This window comes from Streptomyces sp. NPDC005485, from assembly GCF_040606085.1.
Classification (GTDB): Bacteria; Actinomycetota; Actinomycetes; order Streptomycetales; family Streptomycetaceae; genus Streptomyces.
Map to the genome: position 1 here is coordinate 22,234 of NZ_JBEXDZ010000018.1, position 15,901 is coordinate 38,134.

Here is a 15,901-nt window from a genome sequence, read left to right on the forward strand (position 1 = left end):
ACTCCCCCTCGGTCGTCCTTCCAAGCGCGATGAACAAGACGATCAGGCGGACCGCCGTCTTCTCGCTGCTGCTCGTGCTCGCCCTTCTGGTCCGGGCGACATGGGTGCAGTTCTACGACGGCAAGGCACTCGCGGACGACAAGAAGAACCGGCGCAACGCGATCGAGCAGTACGCGAACCCGCTCGGGAACATCATCGTGGCCGGGGACGCGATCACCGGTTCCGCAGCCACGAAGAGCGGCGACCTCAAGTACAAGCGGACGTACACGAACGGCAGTCTCTACGCCGCCGTCACGGGCTACAGCTCGCAGGTGTACGGGGCGACGCAGTTGGAGGGCATCTACCAGGACCTGCTCGACGGGACGGACACCCAGCTGAAGAACCCGCTGGACGCGCTCACCAACAAGCGCGCCGACCCCGGTGACGTGATCACGACGATCGACCCGGACGTGCAGAAGGCGGCGTACAACGCGCTCGGCGGCAACAAGGGCGCGGCCGTCGCGATCGACCCCAAGACGGGCAAGATCCTCGCGGTCGTCTCCACTCCGTCGTACGACCCGAGCGAGATCAGCACCAGCAACGACACCCTCTGGCAGAAGCTGCGCAAGAACTCCGACAAGCCCCTGGTGAACCGGGCGCTGCGCCAGCCGCTGCCGCCCGGCTCGACGTTCAAGCTGGTCGTCGCGGCGGCCGCGCTGGAGGACGGGCTGTACTCGGACGTGGACGAGAAGACGACCAGCCCGATCCCGTACACGCCGCCGGGCACGACCCGGGTGCTGCCGAACGAGAGCAAGTCGGCGCCCTGCGAGAACGCCACGATCCGCGTCGCGCTGCAGTACTCGTGCAACAACGTCTTCGGGAAGATGGCGGTCGACCTGGGCCAGGACAAGGTCAGGGCGATGGCCGAGAAGTTCGGCTTCAACGACAAGACGCAGGACGTGCCGGTGCGGGCGTACCCGAGCGTGTACCCGACGGGCATGGACAAGGCGTTCACGGCGCTGACCGGCATCGGCCAGTACGACGTGACGGCAACCCCGCTTCAGATGGCCATGGTGTCAGCTGCCATAGCCAACGGCGGCGAGCTGGTCTCGCCGCACATGGTGTCGCAGACCAGTGACGCCGACGGCAATGTGGTGAAGGACTACGACGACAGCACGTCGACGAAGCGGATCGTCAACTCCAGGACCGCCGAGCAGCTCCAGTCCGCGATGCAGACGGTCGTCGAGGACGGTACGGGAACGAACGCGCGGATCTCCGGCGCGACCGTGGGCGGCAAGACCGGCACGGCCCAGCACGGCGAGAACAACAGCAAGACGCCGTACGCCTGGTTCACGTCGTACGCGAAGTCGGACTCGAACGACAAGGAGGTCGCCGTCGCGGTCATGGTCGAGCAGTCCGACGCGGCCCGCTCGGAGGTCAGCGGCAACGGGCTGGCGGCGCCGGTCGCGAAGGCCATGATGCAGGCGGCGCTCAAGGACTGAGGCCGCGTACGCGCAGGGGCCGCCCGCTGAAGGGCGGCCCCTGCGCGCCGCGCACTGCTTCGTGCCACTTCGTGCTACTTCGTGCCGAGGATCTGTTCGACCGGGTCGATCGCGAAGTACACCAGGAACAGCGCGGAGGCCGCCCACAGCAGCCAGTGGACGTCCTTCGCCCTGCCGAGGACCGTCTTGATCAGGACGTAGGCGAGGAAGCCGGCGCCGATGCCGTTGGTGATCGAGTACGTGAACGGCATCACGGCGATGGTGAGGAACGCCGGGATGGCGATCTCGTACTTGTCCCAGTCGATGTGCTTGACCTGGGTCATCATCAGGAAGCCGACCGCGACGAGGGCGGGGGCGGCGGCCTGCAGCGGGACGATGGTCAGCAGCGGGGTCAGGAACAGGGCCAGGGCGAACATGCCACCGGTGACCAGGTTCGCGAAGCCCGTGCGGGCGCCCTCGCCGACACCCGCCGCCGACTCGATGTAGGAGGTCGAGGAGGACGCCGAGGCCGCGCCGCCCGCGACCGCCGCGGCGCCGTCGATCAGCAGCACGCGCCCGAGGTTCGGGACCCTGCCCTCCTCGTCCAGCAAGCCCGCCTCGGCGCTGATGCCGACGACCGTGCCCATGGTGTCGAAGAAGTCCGACAGGATGAGCGTGAAGATCAGCAGGACGACGGTGATCGCACCGGTCTCGCCGAAGGCGCCGAACAGGCTGAAGTGACCGAGCAGTCCGAAGTCCGGTGAGGCCACCACGTCGTCGGGGACCTTCGGCGTGGTCAGGCCCCAACTCTTGATGTCGGCGAGGGAGTTGATGATGATCGCCACGACCGTCATGGTCACGATGCTGATCAGGATCGCGCCCTTGACCTTGCGGGCGAGCAGCCCGATGGTCAGCAGCACCCCGAGACAGAAGACGAGGATCGGCCAGCCGGCCAGGGTGCCCGTGCCGCCGAGCTGAACCGGCACGGTGGTGTTCGCGGCGTCCGGGATGCGGCTGACGAAGCCGGCGTCGACGAAGCCGATGAACGCGATGAACAGGCCGATGCCTACGCTGATCGCCTGCTTCAGTGGCTGCGGGATCGCGTGCATGACGGCCTCGCGCAGCCCCGTCACCACAAGGACGCAGATCAGCAGACCTTCCAGGACGATCAGGCCCATCGCGTCGTCCCAGCTCATCAGCGGGGCGATCTGGAAGGCGACGACCGCGTTGAGGCCGAGGCCCGCGGCGAGCGCGAGCGGGAGATTGCCGCCGAGGCCCATCACGATCGTCATGACGGCGGCCACCAGGGCGGTGGCGGTGGTGAGTTGGACCGCGTCGAGGTGGTGTCCGAACTTGTCCTTGGCGCTTCCCAGGATGATGGGATTCAGGACAAGGATGTAGGCCATCGTGAAGAACGTGGCGAAGCCGCCGCGTATCTCCCGGCCCAGGGTGGACCCCCGTTCGGAGATCCTGAAGTACCGGTCGACGCTGTTCGCCGCAGGTGGCGCGGCACTTGGCCGGTCGGTCTGCTTCTGGGTGTCGGACATGGCGATGCTCCTTGTGACCTGCGGTGCCGGGTGTGCGGATGCTGGCTGGATTGTTCCCGCGTTGAACCAGTTTCAGGTTTTCTCCGTGTTACGGAATCGGGTTCGGCCTGCCATACGTCGTTCGAAGGCCTGTACGGACACTGCTACGCTTCCGGATCTCGTCCCGGACGACCCCCGGACGATCACATGGCATCCACATGACACACACAGGTACCCGCACAAGTGCCGCAGTCGCAGCGAGGAGAGATCCCGTGGGCACAGTCGTCGACGACGCCGCCTCCGTGGAGTTCCATGACTTCTTCGAGCGCCATTACGCCGAACTCTCCCGCCTCGCCCATCTGCTGACGGGCGAGGCGGACGCGGCGGACGATCTGGCGGCGGATGCGCTGCTCGCGCTCTGGAACCGCTGGGACCGGGTGCGCGCGGCCGACCATCCTGCGGCGTACGCCCGCGGCGTGGTCGCCAACCTGGCCCGCACCCGCATCCGCAGCGCGGTCCGCGAGCGCCGCCGCATCACGTTGTTCTGGTCGCAGCGCGAGGACAGGACCGAGAACCCGGACATCCCCGGAGTGGTCGATGTCCAGGAGGCTCTGCGCCGGCTGCCGTTCCGCAAGCGGGCATGTGTCGTACTACGCCACGCTTTCGACCTCTCGGAGAAGGACACCGCTCTCGCGCTGGGTGTGTCTGTGGGTACGGTGAAGAGCCAGACGTCGAAGGGCATGGCTGAACTTCAGCGGCACCTCGGCAATGCCGAGGCCCCCCAGCGGGTTCACGCGGCAGTGGGGCGCACGGGCGGAGCCGGAGGTAGGGACCGATGAGGAAGGCGCAGGACGTGCACGACGAGCTGCGTGCCCGGCTGCACGAGGCGGCCGAGGCGCACGAGCCCGACCGCGCGCGCATCCTGGCCCGGGTCGAGCGCGGCATGGCCGGTGCGGAGCCGCGCACGGCCCGTGCGGCCAGGCGGGCGGCACGGCCGCCCGTGCTGGGCTGGGCGCGGGTCGTGGGCGCCACGGCCGCGGTGGCGGGTGTGGTCGCGGTGGGCGGCTACACGGTCGCCTCCGCGGTGCAGGAGGACCGCTCGCAGCAGCAGACGGTCGCGGTGTCGCCGACCCCGGACCCCTCGCCCGACGCGACGAGTCGCGCGCCGGTCCACCCCGACCCCACCCACGGCTCCGGTACGTCGAAGCCGACCGGGAAGCCGAGTTCGTCCCCCTCCCGCACCCCGGAGTCCCACAGCAGCGCGCCCTCCACGCAGGTGCCGCCCCCGGCCGGCACCGAGGACGGTCCGCTGTGGTCGGACGGTTCGGTCGACCCGCACAGCAACGAGTTCTGGGCGCAGAGCAATGTCACGCTGAAGACGTCGAAGCCGCTGACCGAGCTGACGGTCGAGCTGCGGATCGCGCAGACCGGGGGTGTCACCTCCACGGGCGCCTGGCGTTCGCTGCCCGAGGGCGACTTCACGCAGACGGTCGCCGAGAAGGACGGTTTCCTCGTCTACACGTGGGTGCTGAGGGACGGACGTACGGTCCCCTCCGGCGAGTTCGTGTTCGCCGGGCAGTACGACCACACGCGCGGCGGCCGCGACGCCAAGGACGACCGCTACACGTTGACCGCCCGGGCGGGCGGGCGGCAGCTCGGCGTCGGCGGCGACTTCGCGGCGCACAGCGACAACGACTCGGCAGCCGAGGGCGATTCGTAACGATCTCCGGCCGGGGAGAATCCCTGGCCGAAAAGAATCTCCCGACAACCGGCAACCCTTTCCTGACCCGTGGCGACCAAGAGACGCAAGCTTCGCCGTCCACGCAGGGAAGTCGGTTCATGACTGCAAGAGCTGAACAGCGCGTCCGCCACCGCCGCCGGGTCACCAGGCGGCGGGCGGTGATCGGCGGGTCCGCCGCCCTCGCCATCACGGGCGCGGCGATCGTCACCACGACGATGCTGTCCACGGCCGGTGCCGCCTCCGCCTGGCCGACGGCCAAGGGCAGCAAGGCCGTGTCCTCGACGATCGAGGTCTCGGGCACCTACGACGGCAAGCTCACGAAGTTCTACGGCAGCGGCGACCTCGGCACCGACAGCCAGGACGAGGACCAGGGACCGATCTTCGAGCTGGCCGACGGCGCGACGCTCAAGAACGTCATCATCGGCACCCCGGCCGCGGACGGTGTCCACTGCAAGGGCTCCTGCACGCTGCAGAACGTGTGGTGGCTGGATGTCGGCGAGGACGCCGCAAGCTTCAAGGGCAAGTCCTCCTCGGCCGTCTACAAGGTCTACGGCGGCGGCGCGAAGAACGCCGACGACAAGGTGCTCCAGTTCAACGGCGCGGGCAAACTGGTCGTGAGCAAGTTCCAGGTCGAGAACTCCGGCAAACTGGTGCGCAGTTGCGGCAACTGCAAGACGCAGTACAAGCGCACGGTCATCATCAACGACGTCGACGTCACCGCGCCCCTCAAGGCGATCGTCGGCATCAACTCCAACTACGGGGACACCGCGGCGCTGCGCAACATCCGCGTCCACGGCGACAGCGGCAAGAAGATCAAGACGTGCGTCCGCTTCCAGGGCAACAACTCCGGCAAGGAGCCCAAGGAGCTGGGCACCGGCCCCGACGGAACCTTCTGCAGGTTCACCACGTCCGACATCAGCTACGAGTGAGCAGTCCCTGAGCTGCCCGTCTGAGCCCCCCTCAGGCGGGCACGCGCCGGCCGCCGAGCCCCCCTCGGTCCGGCGCAGCCGATTCGAGCCCCCCTCGGACCGGCAGCAGAACGCCCCCACCGGTGACGACCGGTGGGGGCGTTCGCACTCCCTCTAGTTCATCGTCGAACCGATGGCCGTGGAGCCCGTCGTCAGGAACGTCGTCGAGGGCAGGGAGCCGCCGGCGGAGCGGGCGCCGTACGCGGTCGTCGCGGACGTCGACCTGAAGGACGGCGTGGAGACGCCGCTGTCCCAGTTGTTGGCCGCGGAGACCGTGGACGAACCCAGCTTGTCCGGGCCGCCCTTGTTGCTCACGGCGAGGTTCCGGGCGAGCCTGGCCTTGCCGGTGGCGAAGTAGAAACCGGCGTCGGTGTTGGCGTACGCGGTGTTGCGGTTGAGGACGATGGCTCCGGTGTTGGAGTTCTCCGTGAAGCCGTTGCCCGCGTTGTCCCAGGCCGCGTCGTTGTTGACGGCGTGGGCGACCGAGGCGCCTCCGCCGCCGAGCTTGAAGCCGTTGCCGTTGCCCTCGAAGGCCGAGTCGTTCCAGCGGTTCTTGCCGTTGCCGAACGCCCAGGAGTGCTCGACGGTGACGGGCGAGGAGAACTGCCACAGGTCGAGGCCGTCGTCGGCGTTGTTGTAGAGGCGGGCGCCGGTGATCCTGTTGCCGGTGCCCGAGCCGAACTTGATGGCGATGCCGTCGGCGTTCTGGCCGTGGTTGGCGGCGTCGTAGTTGCCGTAACTGTCCAGGTTCTGCACGAGGTTGTTCGTCGTGCCGTCGCCGCGCAGGGTGAAGCCGGAGTCGCCGTTGTCCGCCGTGACGAGGTTCTTGAAGACGCCGCCGACCGATGAGGTGACGACGAAGCCCTGGGCGGGCGCGTTCTGCCAGGTGATGTTCCGGACGGTCCAGTAGTCGCCGTAGATCCCGGCCAGCCAGGAGCCGTCGGCCAGCTTGGAGCCGTCGATCCTCACCTTCTCGCTGCCGTACGCCTGGAGTGTGATCCGCGCCGAACCGGTGCCGTTCGCCGTGGACTTGAGGGTGCTCGTCGGGTAGTACGTGCCGCCGCGCACCTGGATGGTCGTACCGGCGACGGCATTGCTGACGGCCGTCTGGAGCTCTGCGGTGGTGGAGACGGAGACCGTCGAGGCGGCCGCCTGCGCGCCGTCGTCCGAGAGGCCGAGGTAGACGCCGCCCGCCCCCGCGGCGACCGCCACGGCGGCGGCGATCGAGAGAGTGCGGGTCCTGCGGTGGCGTCCGATGCTCTGACGCACGGGGCGTTCCTTTCCTCGGGAATGGGAGGCGGCGAAGCGGGCCGGAGGGGCCGCCCCGACCCGCTTCTGCCCTCTTGTCGCCGCCGCCCCCGGAAGGGTTGCCGGGCGCCGCGAAAGCGTCCGAAAATTTCGCTCGCCGCTGTCCCGCCCGCATCGATTGACGCACTGTCCCCCGCTGGTGACACTCCGAGGGCAGCTCAACCAACAGAAACCATCAGACCCCCACAGGATGTGTCATGCGCCCCCGCATCGCCCGCACGGTCCTGCTCCCCCTGCTCGCCCTCCTCACCCTCCTCCTCACGCTGCTCAACGCCCCGCCCAGCACCGCGCATTCAGGAGCACCACCCGTGAACCAGCAGAAGTACGCCGGATACCTCTTCACCTACTTCACCGGCGAGGGCACCGCCGACGGCGAGCAGATCCGCTACGCCCTCAGCCGCGGCAACGACCCACTGCACTGGCGGGAGCTGAACGCGGGCAAGCCCGTCCTCACCTCCGAGCTGGGCGAGAAGGGCCTGCGCGACCCGTTCGTGATCCGCTCTCCCAAGGGCGACAAGTTCTATCTGATCGCCACCGACCTGAAGATGTACAAGAACTCCAGCGGCAGCTGGGACCAGGTCCAGCGGCACGGCAGCAGGTCGATCATGATCTGGGAGTCCACCGACCTGGTCCACTGGACCGACCAGCGGCTGGTGAAGGTCGCCCCCGACACGGCGGGCAACACCTGGGCGCCGGAGGCCTATTGGGACGACACGCTCGGCCGGTACGTCGTCTTCTGGGCGTCGAAGCTCTACGCCGACGACGACCCGGACCACACGGGATCGACGTACAACAAGATGCTGTACGCGACCACGGAGGACTTCCGCACCTTCAGCGAGCCGAAGGTCTGGGACGACCCCGGCTACTCGGTGATCGACTCAACGGTCATCAAGAACAAGGGCAGTTACTACCGCTTCACCAAGGACGAGCGGAACCCGTCGTCCGACTCCCCGTGCTCGAAGTTCATCACCGCGGAGAAGTCGGCCACGCTGACGTCCGAGAAGTACGACTTCGTCTCCGACTGCATCGGCAGCGGCTCGATCGACCGCGGTGAGGGCCCGACGGTCTTCAGGTCCAACACCGAGAACAAGTGGTACCTGTTCATCGACGAGTACGGCGGCCGCGGCTATGTGCCCTTCGAGACCACCGACCTCGACTCCGGCAAGTGGACGATGTCCACGAACTACCAGCTGCCGGCGAGCCCCCGGCACGGCACGGTGCTGCCGGTGACGCAGGCCCAGTACGACCGGCTGCTCGCGGCGTATCCGTCCACTCCGGCCTCGGTCGTGGACGCGACGGCCACGGGACAGAAGGGCTACGCGGTCGTCACCGAGGGCTCGTCCAAGGTGGTGCTGCCGATGAAGCCGGACGCCGCACTGCGGCACCTGGCGCCGAAGCTGGCCGTCGGCGCGGGCGCGACCCTCACCCCCGCCTCCGGCACCCCTCGCGACTTCCGCACCCCGCAGACGTACACCGTGACGGCCGCGGACGGGACCAGCCGCACCTGGACGGTCGAGGCGGTGCCCACCCGCAGCCCGGTCCTGCCAGGGCTCACCGCCGACCCCGACATCCAGTACCTGGACGGCCGTTACTGGATCTATCCGACGTCGGACGGCCACCCGGGATGGAGCGGTACGAGCTTCAAGGCGTACTCGTCGAAAGACCTGGTCCACTGGAAGGACCACGGCGTGATCCTCGACCTCGGGCCGGATGTGAGCTGGGCCGACGAGAACGCCTGGGCCCCGGCGATCGCCGAACGCGACGGCAAGTACTACTTCTACTTCTGCGCCGAGCAGCAGATCGGGGTGGCGGTCGCCGACTCGCCGGCCGGCCCGTTCAAGGACGCGCTGGGCAAGCCCCTGGTCGCCAAGGGCGGTTCGCTGAGCGGCCAGATGATCGACCCGGCGGTCTTCACGGACGACGACGGGCAGGCGTACCTCTACTGGGGCAACGGGCACGGCTACGTCGTCCCGCTCAACGACGACATGGTGTCCTACGACCCGGCGAGGGTGAAGGACATCACCCCGGCGAACTTCCGCGAGGGCTCCTTCGTGGTCAAGCGGCAGGGCACGTACTACTTCATGTGGTCCGAGGACGACACGCGCAGCGAGAACTACCACGTCGCCTACGCCACGGGACCCTCCCCGCTCGGTCCCTGGACCAAGCGGGGCACGATCCTGTCCAAGCGCCCTGAGTACGGCATCAAGGGCACCGGCCACCACTCGGTGGTGAACGTCCCCGGCAGCGACGACTGGTACATCGTCTACCACCGGTTCGCACTCAACGGCCCCGGCAGGGCGGGTGGGGACGGCACGCACCGGGAGACCACGATCGACCGTCTCCGCTTCGCGGCCGACGGCACGATCGAGCCGGTGGTGCCGACCCTGGAGTCGGTCCGCCCCGTGCGGACCGCAGCAAGCGACTAGCTCACGTAGTACGTGGGGTTCGGGAGCTTGTACGTCCTGTCGGCGTAGCCCCCTTCGAGGTCCGAGTACTGGTCGCCGAAGTTGGCGACGACCTCGTAGCCGAGGTCCTCGATGTGCTTGCGGGTGCCGGACTTGTACTGCACGGTCGTGCAGGTCCAGGCGCCCGGGGTGGCGCAGGCGCTCAGGTACGCCGGCGGGTTCGTCTTGTCCTTCAGGAACATGTGGTCGGCGTCGAGGTTGATGTCGGCGCCGACCTTCTTGAGGTTCGCGACCGCGGCGGAGCGCTGCGCCTCGCTCAGGCCCGAGTTGTAGAAGACCTCGACGCCCTTGGACTCGGCGTACGCGACGAGCTCGGGGGTGCCGAAGACGGCCGGGCGGTCCGCCTTGTTCACGTAGTCGGCCCACGTGGTGCCGTTGTACGTGTAGTTGGTCTTCTTCTCGTAGTCGAGGGAGAGCAGCAGCGTGTCGTCGATGTCGAAGACGACCGCGGCCTTCTCGCCCTTGTGACGGGCCTTGCCGGCCGCCTTCTTGATGTACTTCTTGGCGTCGGACTCGAGGCGCGCGAGGTCCTTGGCGTACTGGCTGTCCTTGGACGCCTGGTACACGCCGTTGCTGTCGAGCGTCGTGCCGTAGTAAGTGTCGATCTCCCCGACCAGAAGCCCGATGTTGTGGGGCTCCCTGGTGCTGTTCGCCGTCGACTGGTCGGCGGTGGCGGCGCCGGTGCCGTACAGGGCGGCACCGGCGACGGCACAGGTGGCGGCGATCGCCGCGAAACGCAGTGGCTTATGCATGACAGGTTTCTACGCGCGTCACCCCCCTGAACGCGAGGCTCGTTGCCTGATCGATACATATTCCACAGACAAAGAGGCCTCGCGTCCCCCGGCCGGCTCAGTTCATCGTCGCGCCGATGGTCGTGCTCCCCGTCGTCAGGAAGGTGGTCGCCGGCAGCGAGCCGTCCGATTTGCGGGCGTTGTAGCAGGTCGTCGCGTCCGTGGAGACGAACGAGGGGGTCGAGATGCCGGAGTCCCAGTTGTTGCCGGACGAGCTGACGGCGGAACCCTTGGAGACCGCCGCGCTGCCGTTCTTCACGGCGAGGTTCTTGCCGAGCTTCGCGGAGCTGGTGGCGAAGTAGTAGCCGTACTTGCCGTTGGCGTAGGCGGTGGTGCGGTTGATGACGATCGCTCCGGTGTTGGAGTTCTCCGTGAAGCCGTTGCCGGCGTCGTCCCAGGCGGCGGAGTTGTTGATGACGTGCGCGACGACCTCGCCGTCGCCGCCGAGCTTGTAGCCGTTGCCGTCGCCCGCGAAGGCCGAGTCGGACCAGCGGTTCTTCCCGTTGCCGAAGGACCAGGTGTGCTCGACGGTGACGGGCGAGGAGAAGGACCAGAAGTCGATCCCGTCGTCCGAGTTGTTGTAGAGGCGGGCCCCGGTGATCAGGTTCCCGGTGCCGGAGCCGAACTTCACGGCGACGCCGTCCGCGTTCTCGCCGTGGTTGGCCGCGTCGTAGTTGCCGTAACTGTCGATGTTCCTGACGGTGTTGTTGACCGTGCCGTCGCCGGTCAGCGTGAACCCGGAGTCGCCGCCGTTGACGGTCTTGATGTTGCTCCACACCGTGCCGGTGCAGGACTGGCAGACGACGGCGCTGTCCGGCGAGTTCTGGAAGGTGATGTTCGAGACGTTCCAGTAGTCGGCGGTCAACTTGAAGATCCAGTCGCCGTCGGGCAGCGAGGAGCCGTCGATCTTCACGGTCTCCGAGCCGTACGGCTGAAGGGAGATCCGGCTCGCGGAGGTGCCGTTGGCCGTCGACTGGAGCGTGGCCGTCGGGTAGTACGTGCCTCCGCGGACCTGGATGACGGTGCCAGCGGTGGCGTTCTTGATGGCGTTCGTCAGGTCGGCCGAGTTGCTGACGACCACGGTGGCGGCCTGGGCCTGGGTGGGGAGCACGGCGAGCCCGGCGCCGAGCGCCAGGGCTGCGCAGAGGGTGAGAGCGGTACGACGAGACATAGGAGTGCGGTCCTTTCGTCGTTCTGTGGGGAGGGGTTTCCTGTGGTTCTTCAGGGACGCCAGTCGCCGAGGTAGGCGGCGGGGGTGTGCAACGCGGCCTCGGCGTCGGCGAGTTGGGGGCGGTTGTCGGGGACGGTGATCTCCGCGCCCGGCCCGGTGTTGCGGTACTCGCGAAAGCGCATGGACTGCCAGGGGTAGGCCTCGCGCATGTTGGTGTAGGGGGCCACGGCGTCGATGCCGGGGCCGATCCGGGTGTCCCGGACCACGAGGGAGGGCCAGGCGGTCGTCTCGTACGACGGCACCCAGGGACGGGCGATCTTGTACGCCCCGTCTTCCGCGCCGGATGTGATCCGGGAGCGGACGGCGAGGATGCCGTACGGGTTGGCGCGGGCCGTCGAGGGTGCGAAGACCATGCCCTTGGGGGTGAAGGCCACGTCCCGTTGCAGTGTGTGGAAGTGGCACTCCTCGAAGACGGCGGTCGCCCGGCCGAAGACGAAGTCGACGTCTCCCTCGATGTGGCAGCGGTGGAAGTACTGCCGGTCGAAGGTGTCCAGCGCGGTCGTCTCGACGAAGAGGGTGTCCTGGTGGGCCAGCAGCCGGACGTTCTCGAAGTGCGTGCGGTCGCCGTAGGTGTAGGCGGCCACCGCCTGCGTGCCGGTGATGTCGGGGTGGTCGGCGCGCAGCCAGTCGTTGGCGAGCGTCAGGTCGCGGACGGTCAGACCGGGCGCCGCCGAGGTGAAGGTGGCGGAGCCCGCGGTGCCGTAGGTCGTGCCGTCGGCCTTCTTCGTGCCGTTCGCGTGGTCGAAGACGATGACGACGTCGCGCGGGTCGCACGTGGCACCGCGGACGGTCAACTCCGCTTTGTTGACAGGGATGTTCACCACTTCCCGGTACGTTCCCGGGTGCACGACGATCGTCCAGCCGCTGCCGTCCACCGCGTCCACGGCGGCCTGCACGGATTCGCCGGGGCGGACGTGGAGCGTATGGCCGCGCATGCCCGCGAAGGCAGGGGTCGTACCGACGGCGACGAGCCCTCCCACTATCCCGGTCAGCAGAGTGCGCCGGTTCATGTCAGCACCTCTCCCACGGGGTCCAGTCGCCGAGGTAGGCCTCGCGGGTCGCCGACTCGGCCTCCTCGTCGGTGAGTTGGGGCCGGTTGGCCTGGACCGTGACTACCGCGCCGGGCCCGGTGTTGCGGTACTCGGCGAACCGCTGGCTCTGCCACGGGTAGGTGTCCGACATGTTCGTGTAGGGCGCGATCGCGTCGATGCCGGGGCCGAGGACGCTGTCGCGCACCGTGAGCATCGGGCGGGCGGTGGTGTCCGAGCCTGGCACCCAGGGGCGGGCGAGCTTGTAGTACGCCTCCGGTGCCTCGCTGCTGATCCGGCTGCGGGTCACCAGGTAGCCGCGCGGGTTGGCGACCGCCGTGGACGGGGCGAACACGAAGCCGTACGGCGCCCCGGCCAGGTCGGTGCGGTTCAGCGTACGGAAGTGGCATTGCTCGTAGACGGCGGTGGCCCGGCCGAAGACGAAGTCGACGTCTCCCTCGACGTAGCAGTGCGCGAAGTACTGGCGCGCGAACGTGCCGAGCGCCATCGAGTCGGCGTAGAGCGTGTCCTGGTGTCCGAGGAAACGGCAGTGCAGGAATGCCGAGCGGTCGCCCTGCACCTTGATGGCCACGGCCTGGGTGCCGGTGATCTCGGGGTGGTCGGCGCGCAGCCAGTCGTTGGCGAAGGTGATCCAGCGGGCGGTGAACCCGTCGGCCTGCACGGTCGTCGTGGCGGAGCCGGTGGTGCCGTAGGTGCCGCCGCCGGGCTTGGGTGTCCCGTTGGCGTGGTCGTACACGACGACGACATCGCGCGGGTCCTCGGACGCGCCGATCCAGGTCAGCTCGGTCGCGGCGGCGGCGACCGCGACGGTCTCGCGGTAGACGCCGGGAGCGATGACGAGCGTGCACCCGCTGCCGGTGGCCGCCGTCACGGCGGCCTGAACGGTGGTGAAGTCACCGGCGCCACCCGCGTCCACGTACAGCGTGTGCTCGGTGAGGCGTGCGGCCGGCGAGCCGTAGCGCCCGAAGCGGGAGCGCGGGCGTGTCGCGGCGCGGGCGGGCGCGGGGGCCGCGAGGCCGAGCGCCACCGCGGCGCCGGCACTCGCGACCAGGAAGCTTCTGCGGTCCATGGCTGCCCGCATGGTCAGCAGACCTTTCCGGCACCCGCGCGGTGGTCGACGATGCCGGGGACGGCCCGCGGCGCGTCGACCTTCGTGCGCAGGGTCGGCGTCCAGCCGGCGCCCGACTGCAGGGTCTCGGCCGGGATCTCCGCGTTGTGCACGGCGATGAGGTCGGTCGGCGAGCCGTTGACGTAGTTGTCGGCGGCGGTGACCGGCGCCTCCTTCCACTTCTTCAGGATCGAACCGGCCTTGACCCCGCCGGGAAGTGTGAACGCGTTGTGCTCCGCGACGAGTTGGGACTCCATGCCGATGCCGTAGCTGTAGGCGAACCCGGCCTCGGCGACGAAGTGGTTGTTGTACGAGTCGACCTGACCGAAGCGGACGCGCGGTGCGCGCTCCACCAGGTTCGAGAACAGGTTGTGGTGGAAGGTGACCTTGAGATGGCCGCGGTCGACGGCGGCGGTGGACGCGCTGTCGCTGTTGCCGATCAGGATCGTCTTGTCGTGGTCGGTGAACACGTTCCAGGACGCGGTGACGTAGTCGGCGCCCTTGACGATGTCGAGCTCGCCGTCGTGCTGCTCGTAGATCCGGCCGTAGTAGCTGGGCAGCGAGCTGTCGGGGTGGTCGCCGTCGGTGAACGTGTTGTGGTCCAGCCAGACATGGGTGGAGCCGTAGACGACCGCGCTGTCGTACTCGGAGTTCCAGTTGCCGTCCGCCGTGTCGGTGGGGTCCCACTGCGGGAAGCAGTCGAGGGGGCTCTCGAAGGCGAGGTTGCGCACGATGATGTTGTCGACGGCCTTGATCTGCAGGCTGGCGCCCTTGAACCCGGCGTTCTTCCCGATGCCGATGATGGTGGTGTTGGCGGGGACGTTCGCCTTGATGGCCGTGTCCTGGTTGGCGGCGGAGGCGGCGCGCGCGTCCTCCTGCGGCCCGCTGACCACCTTGTCGTGGCCCCACACGGCCGGGTCGTAGTCCGCGAGGTACTGGGCGAAGTCGTAGCCCTCGGCCGCGAAGGACGCGCAGCCGTCGGCGTTGGCGTCGATCGTGCCCTTGACCTTGATGATCTTCGGTGCGGTGCCGCCGGCCTTGAGTGCGGCCTTGAACTCCGCCCAGGTGGTGACGGTGTACACATGCGCGGCGTCGGCACTCGCGCCGCCGGTGGTGCCGGTGCCGTAGGAGCCCCAGCCGTCGTTCGCGGCCAGGGTCTGACGGGCGACGTCCTTGGCTTGGGCGACCTGGGCCTGGGCGGCCTGCGCGGTCGTACCGGTGACGGACAGCACCAGTGCGGTGCAGCCGATCAGCGCGGCAGCCTTTGTAATGACATGCCCATGCCATTCCTGTGCGTTCACTGTGCGGCTCCTCTTTCGACTTCCGGGGTGCGGCTTCGGGGTGCGACTTCGGGGGTGCGACTTCAGGGGTACCGACGTGGGTGGAGCTCCGAGGTGGGACCTACGCGGCGGTGCCCTCGGGCCAGGTGATCCACGACGTGGGGATCGCGTCGTCGAGGCGGCGTACGTCCCGGGGCGCGAGCACCCGGCGGTGCAGCAGCCCGGCCGCGACGAGACGGGCCACGGCGATCGCGCCGGGCGGGTTGAAGTGCGTGTTGTCCTGCTCGGTCGCGGTCCAGTTGAAGTACGTCTTGGTCTCCTCGACACCGAGCTTCTGCCACAGGGCGAGCGACAGCGCCTGGATGTCGAGCAGCGCCACGCCCTCCTCGGCCGCGAGAACGCGCATCGCTGCCGGGTAGTCGCCGTGGGTCGGCACGGCGTTGCCGTCCGCGTCGAACTTTCTGCGCTCGACGGGGGTGGCGAGCACCGGGCGCGCACCGCGGGCGCGCGCCCCGTCGATGTACTGACGCAGATAGTCCTGGTACGTCGTCCACGGCTCGGTGTAGCGCGTGGGGTCGGCGCTCTTCTCGTCGTTGTGCGCGAACTGGATCAGCAGGAGGTCGCCGGGCCGGATGGCTTGGAGGATGACGTCGAGTCGGCCCTCGTCGATGAAACTCTTCGAACTCCGCCCGTTCACGGCGTGGTTGGCGACCACCACGTCCTTGTTCAGGAAGAAGGGCAGCGCCATGCCCCAGCCGGTCTCGGGCGCGGCATCGGAGTACTTCTGGGCGGCGGTGGAGTCACCGGCGATGTAGAGGGTGCGGTGCCGCGCCGCGCCGGGAGCCGCGAAGGCGGGCGCCGTCGCGGCGACGGCGAGGGGGACGGCGGCGAGGGCCGCCGAGGTGATTTGTCTGCGGGTAAGGGACACAGGGGTGCACCTTTCAACAGAGGTGAGGGAATCAAGGGGCGCGGGG

13 protein-coding genes are annotated in these 15,901 nt (G+C 68.6%); 5 read left to right on the plus strand and 8 right to left on the minus strand.

Annotation, left to right across the window (positions count from 1 at the left end; all coding sequences use genetic code 11):
- Window positions 1-29 precede the first annotated feature (29 nt).
- A complete protein-coding gene (locus ABZS97_RS09125) occupies window positions 30-1,481 on the plus strand; it encodes a penicillin-binding transpeptidase domain-containing protein (RefSeq protein WP_356135317.1) in 1,452 nt (483 codons plus the stop codon).
- Window positions 1,482-1,555: 74 nt separating this feature from the next.
- Here ABZS97_RS09125 and ABZS97_RS09130 read toward each other — a convergent pair whose 3' ends face one another.
- Window positions 1,556-3,007, minus strand: a complete 1,452-nt coding sequence (locus tag ABZS97_RS09130; protein ID WP_356135319.1) for an NCS2 family permease — start codon at window positions 3,005-3,007, stop codon at window positions 1,556-1,558.
- 251 nt (window positions 3,008-3,258) lie between these two features.
- Between ABZS97_RS09130 and ABZS97_RS09135 the strand changes: the two genes are divergently transcribed.
- The 3 genes from ABZS97_RS09135 to ABZS97_RS09145 all read left to right on the plus strand — a co-directional run bounded on the left by ABZS97_RS09135 (window position 3,259) and on the right by ABZS97_RS09145 (window position 5,656).
- Window positions 3,259-3,825 carry a SigE family RNA polymerase sigma factor gene (locus ABZS97_RS09135; RefSeq protein ID WP_356135321.1) on the plus strand — a complete coding sequence of 189 codons (567 nt, stop codon included), beginning with the start codon at window positions 3,259-3,261 and terminating at the stop codon, window positions 3,823-3,825.
- On the plus strand, window positions 3,822-4,706 hold the full coding sequence (locus tag ABZS97_RS09140) for a hypothetical protein (protein ID WP_356135323.1): 885 nt from the start codon (window positions 3,822-3,824) through the stop codon (window positions 4,704-4,706). The genes ABZS97_RS09135 and ABZS97_RS09140 overlap by 4 nt, the downstream gene beginning before the upstream one ends.
- Window positions 4,707-4,825: 119 nt before the next feature.
- Complete coding sequence (locus ABZS97_RS09145) at window positions 4,826-5,656, plus strand: pectate lyase (RefSeq protein WP_356135325.1); 831 nt, start codon at window positions 4,826-4,828, stop codon at window positions 5,654-5,656.
- Window positions 5,657-5,809: 153 nt separating this feature from the next.
- On the opposite strand, the gene ABZS97_RS09150 is transcribed toward ABZS97_RS09145, so the two are convergent.
- Window positions 5,810-6,964, minus strand: a complete 1,155-nt coding sequence (locus ABZS97_RS09150) for a right-handed parallel beta-helix repeat-containing protein (protein WP_356135327.1) — start codon at window positions 6,962-6,964, stop codon at window positions 5,810-5,812.
- Window positions 6,965-7,200: 236 nt separating this feature from the next.
- Here ABZS97_RS09150 and ABZS97_RS09155 point away from each other — a divergent pair, with 236 nt between their 5' ends.
- A complete protein-coding gene (locus ABZS97_RS09155; RefSeq protein WP_356135329.1) occupies window positions 7,201-9,429 on the plus strand; it encodes a family 43 glycosylhydrolase in 2,229 nt (742 codons plus the stop codon).
- Here the strand turns inward: ABZS97_RS09155 and ABZS97_RS09160 are convergent.
- The 6 genes from ABZS97_RS09160 to ABZS97_RS09185 form a co-directional block, all read right to left on the minus strand.
- The gene (locus ABZS97_RS09160; RefSeq protein WP_356135331.1) at window positions 9,426-10,220 is read right to left on the minus strand and encodes an HAD family acid phosphatase; all 795 of its coding nucleotides are present in this window, start codon (window positions 10,218-10,220) and stop codon (window positions 9,426-9,428) included. The two genes, ABZS97_RS09155 and ABZS97_RS09160, sit on opposite strands and share 4 nt — an antisense overlap.
- Before the next feature lie 97 nt (window positions 10,221-10,317).
- Window positions 10,318-11,430, minus strand: a complete 1,113-nt coding sequence (locus tag ABZS97_RS09165) for a pectate lyase (RefSeq protein ID WP_356135333.1) — start codon at window positions 11,428-11,430, stop codon at window positions 10,318-10,320.
- 50 nt (window positions 11,431-11,480) lie between these two features.
- Complete coding sequence (locus ABZS97_RS09170) at window positions 11,481-12,500, minus strand: pectinesterase family protein (RefSeq protein ID WP_356135335.1); 1,020 nt, start codon at window positions 12,498-12,500, stop codon at window positions 11,481-11,483.
- A 1-nt stretch (window position 12,501) separates the two neighbouring features.
- Entirely contained in the window at window positions 12,502-13,608 is a 1,107-nt protein-coding gene (locus ABZS97_RS09175; protein WP_356135337.1) for a pectinesterase family protein, read from the minus strand.
- 14 nt (window positions 13,609-13,622) lie between these two features.
- On the minus strand, window positions 13,623-14,948 hold the full coding sequence (locus ABZS97_RS09180) for a pectate lyase (RefSeq protein WP_356135339.1): 1,326 nt from the start codon (window positions 14,946-14,948) through the stop codon (window positions 13,623-13,625).
- 100 nt (window positions 14,949-15,048) lie between these two features.
- The gene (locus ABZS97_RS09185) at window positions 15,049-15,855 is read right to left on the minus strand and encodes a rhamnogalacturonan acetylesterase (RefSeq protein WP_356135341.1); all 807 of its coding nucleotides are present in this window, start codon (window positions 15,853-15,855) and stop codon (window positions 15,049-15,051) included.
- Window positions 15,856-15,901 lie beyond the last annotated feature (46 nt).

Coding starts and splice junctions, on each gene's coding strand:
- ABZS97_RS09140 (WP_356135323.1), top strand. CDS start 3,822: ATGAGGAAGGCGCAGGACGTGCACGACGAGCTGCGTGCCCGGCTGCAC.
- ABZS97_RS09160 (WP_356135331.1), bottom strand. CDS start 10,220: ATGCATAAGCCACTGCGTTTCGCGGCGATCGCCGCCACCTGTGCCGTC.
- ABZS97_RS09170 (WP_356135335.1), bottom strand. CDS start 12,500: ATGAACCGGCGCACTCTGCTGACCGGGATAGTGGGAGGGCTCGTCGCC.
- ABZS97_RS09130 (WP_356135319.1), bottom strand. CDS start 3,007: ATGTCCGACACCCAGAAGCAGACCGACCGGCCAAGTGCCGCGCCACCT.
- ABZS97_RS09175 (WP_356135337.1), bottom strand. CDS start 13,608: ATGGACCGCAGAAGCTTCCTGGTCGCGAGTGCCGGCGCCGCGGTGGCG.
- ABZS97_RS09125 (WP_356135317.1), top strand. CDS start 30: ATGAACAAGACGATCAGGCGGACCGCCGTCTTCTCGCTGCTGCTCGTG.
- ABZS97_RS09155 (WP_356135329.1), top strand. CDS start 7,201: ATGCGCCCCCGCATCGCCCGCACGGTCCTGCTCCCCCTGCTCGCCCTC.
- ABZS97_RS09145 (WP_356135325.1), top strand. CDS start 4,826: ATGACTGCAAGAGCTGAACAGCGCGTCCGCCACCGCCGCCGGGTCACC.
- ABZS97_RS09165 (WP_356135333.1), bottom strand. CDS start 11,430: ATGTCTCGTCGTACCGCTCTCACCCTCTGCGCAGCCCTGGCGCTCGGC.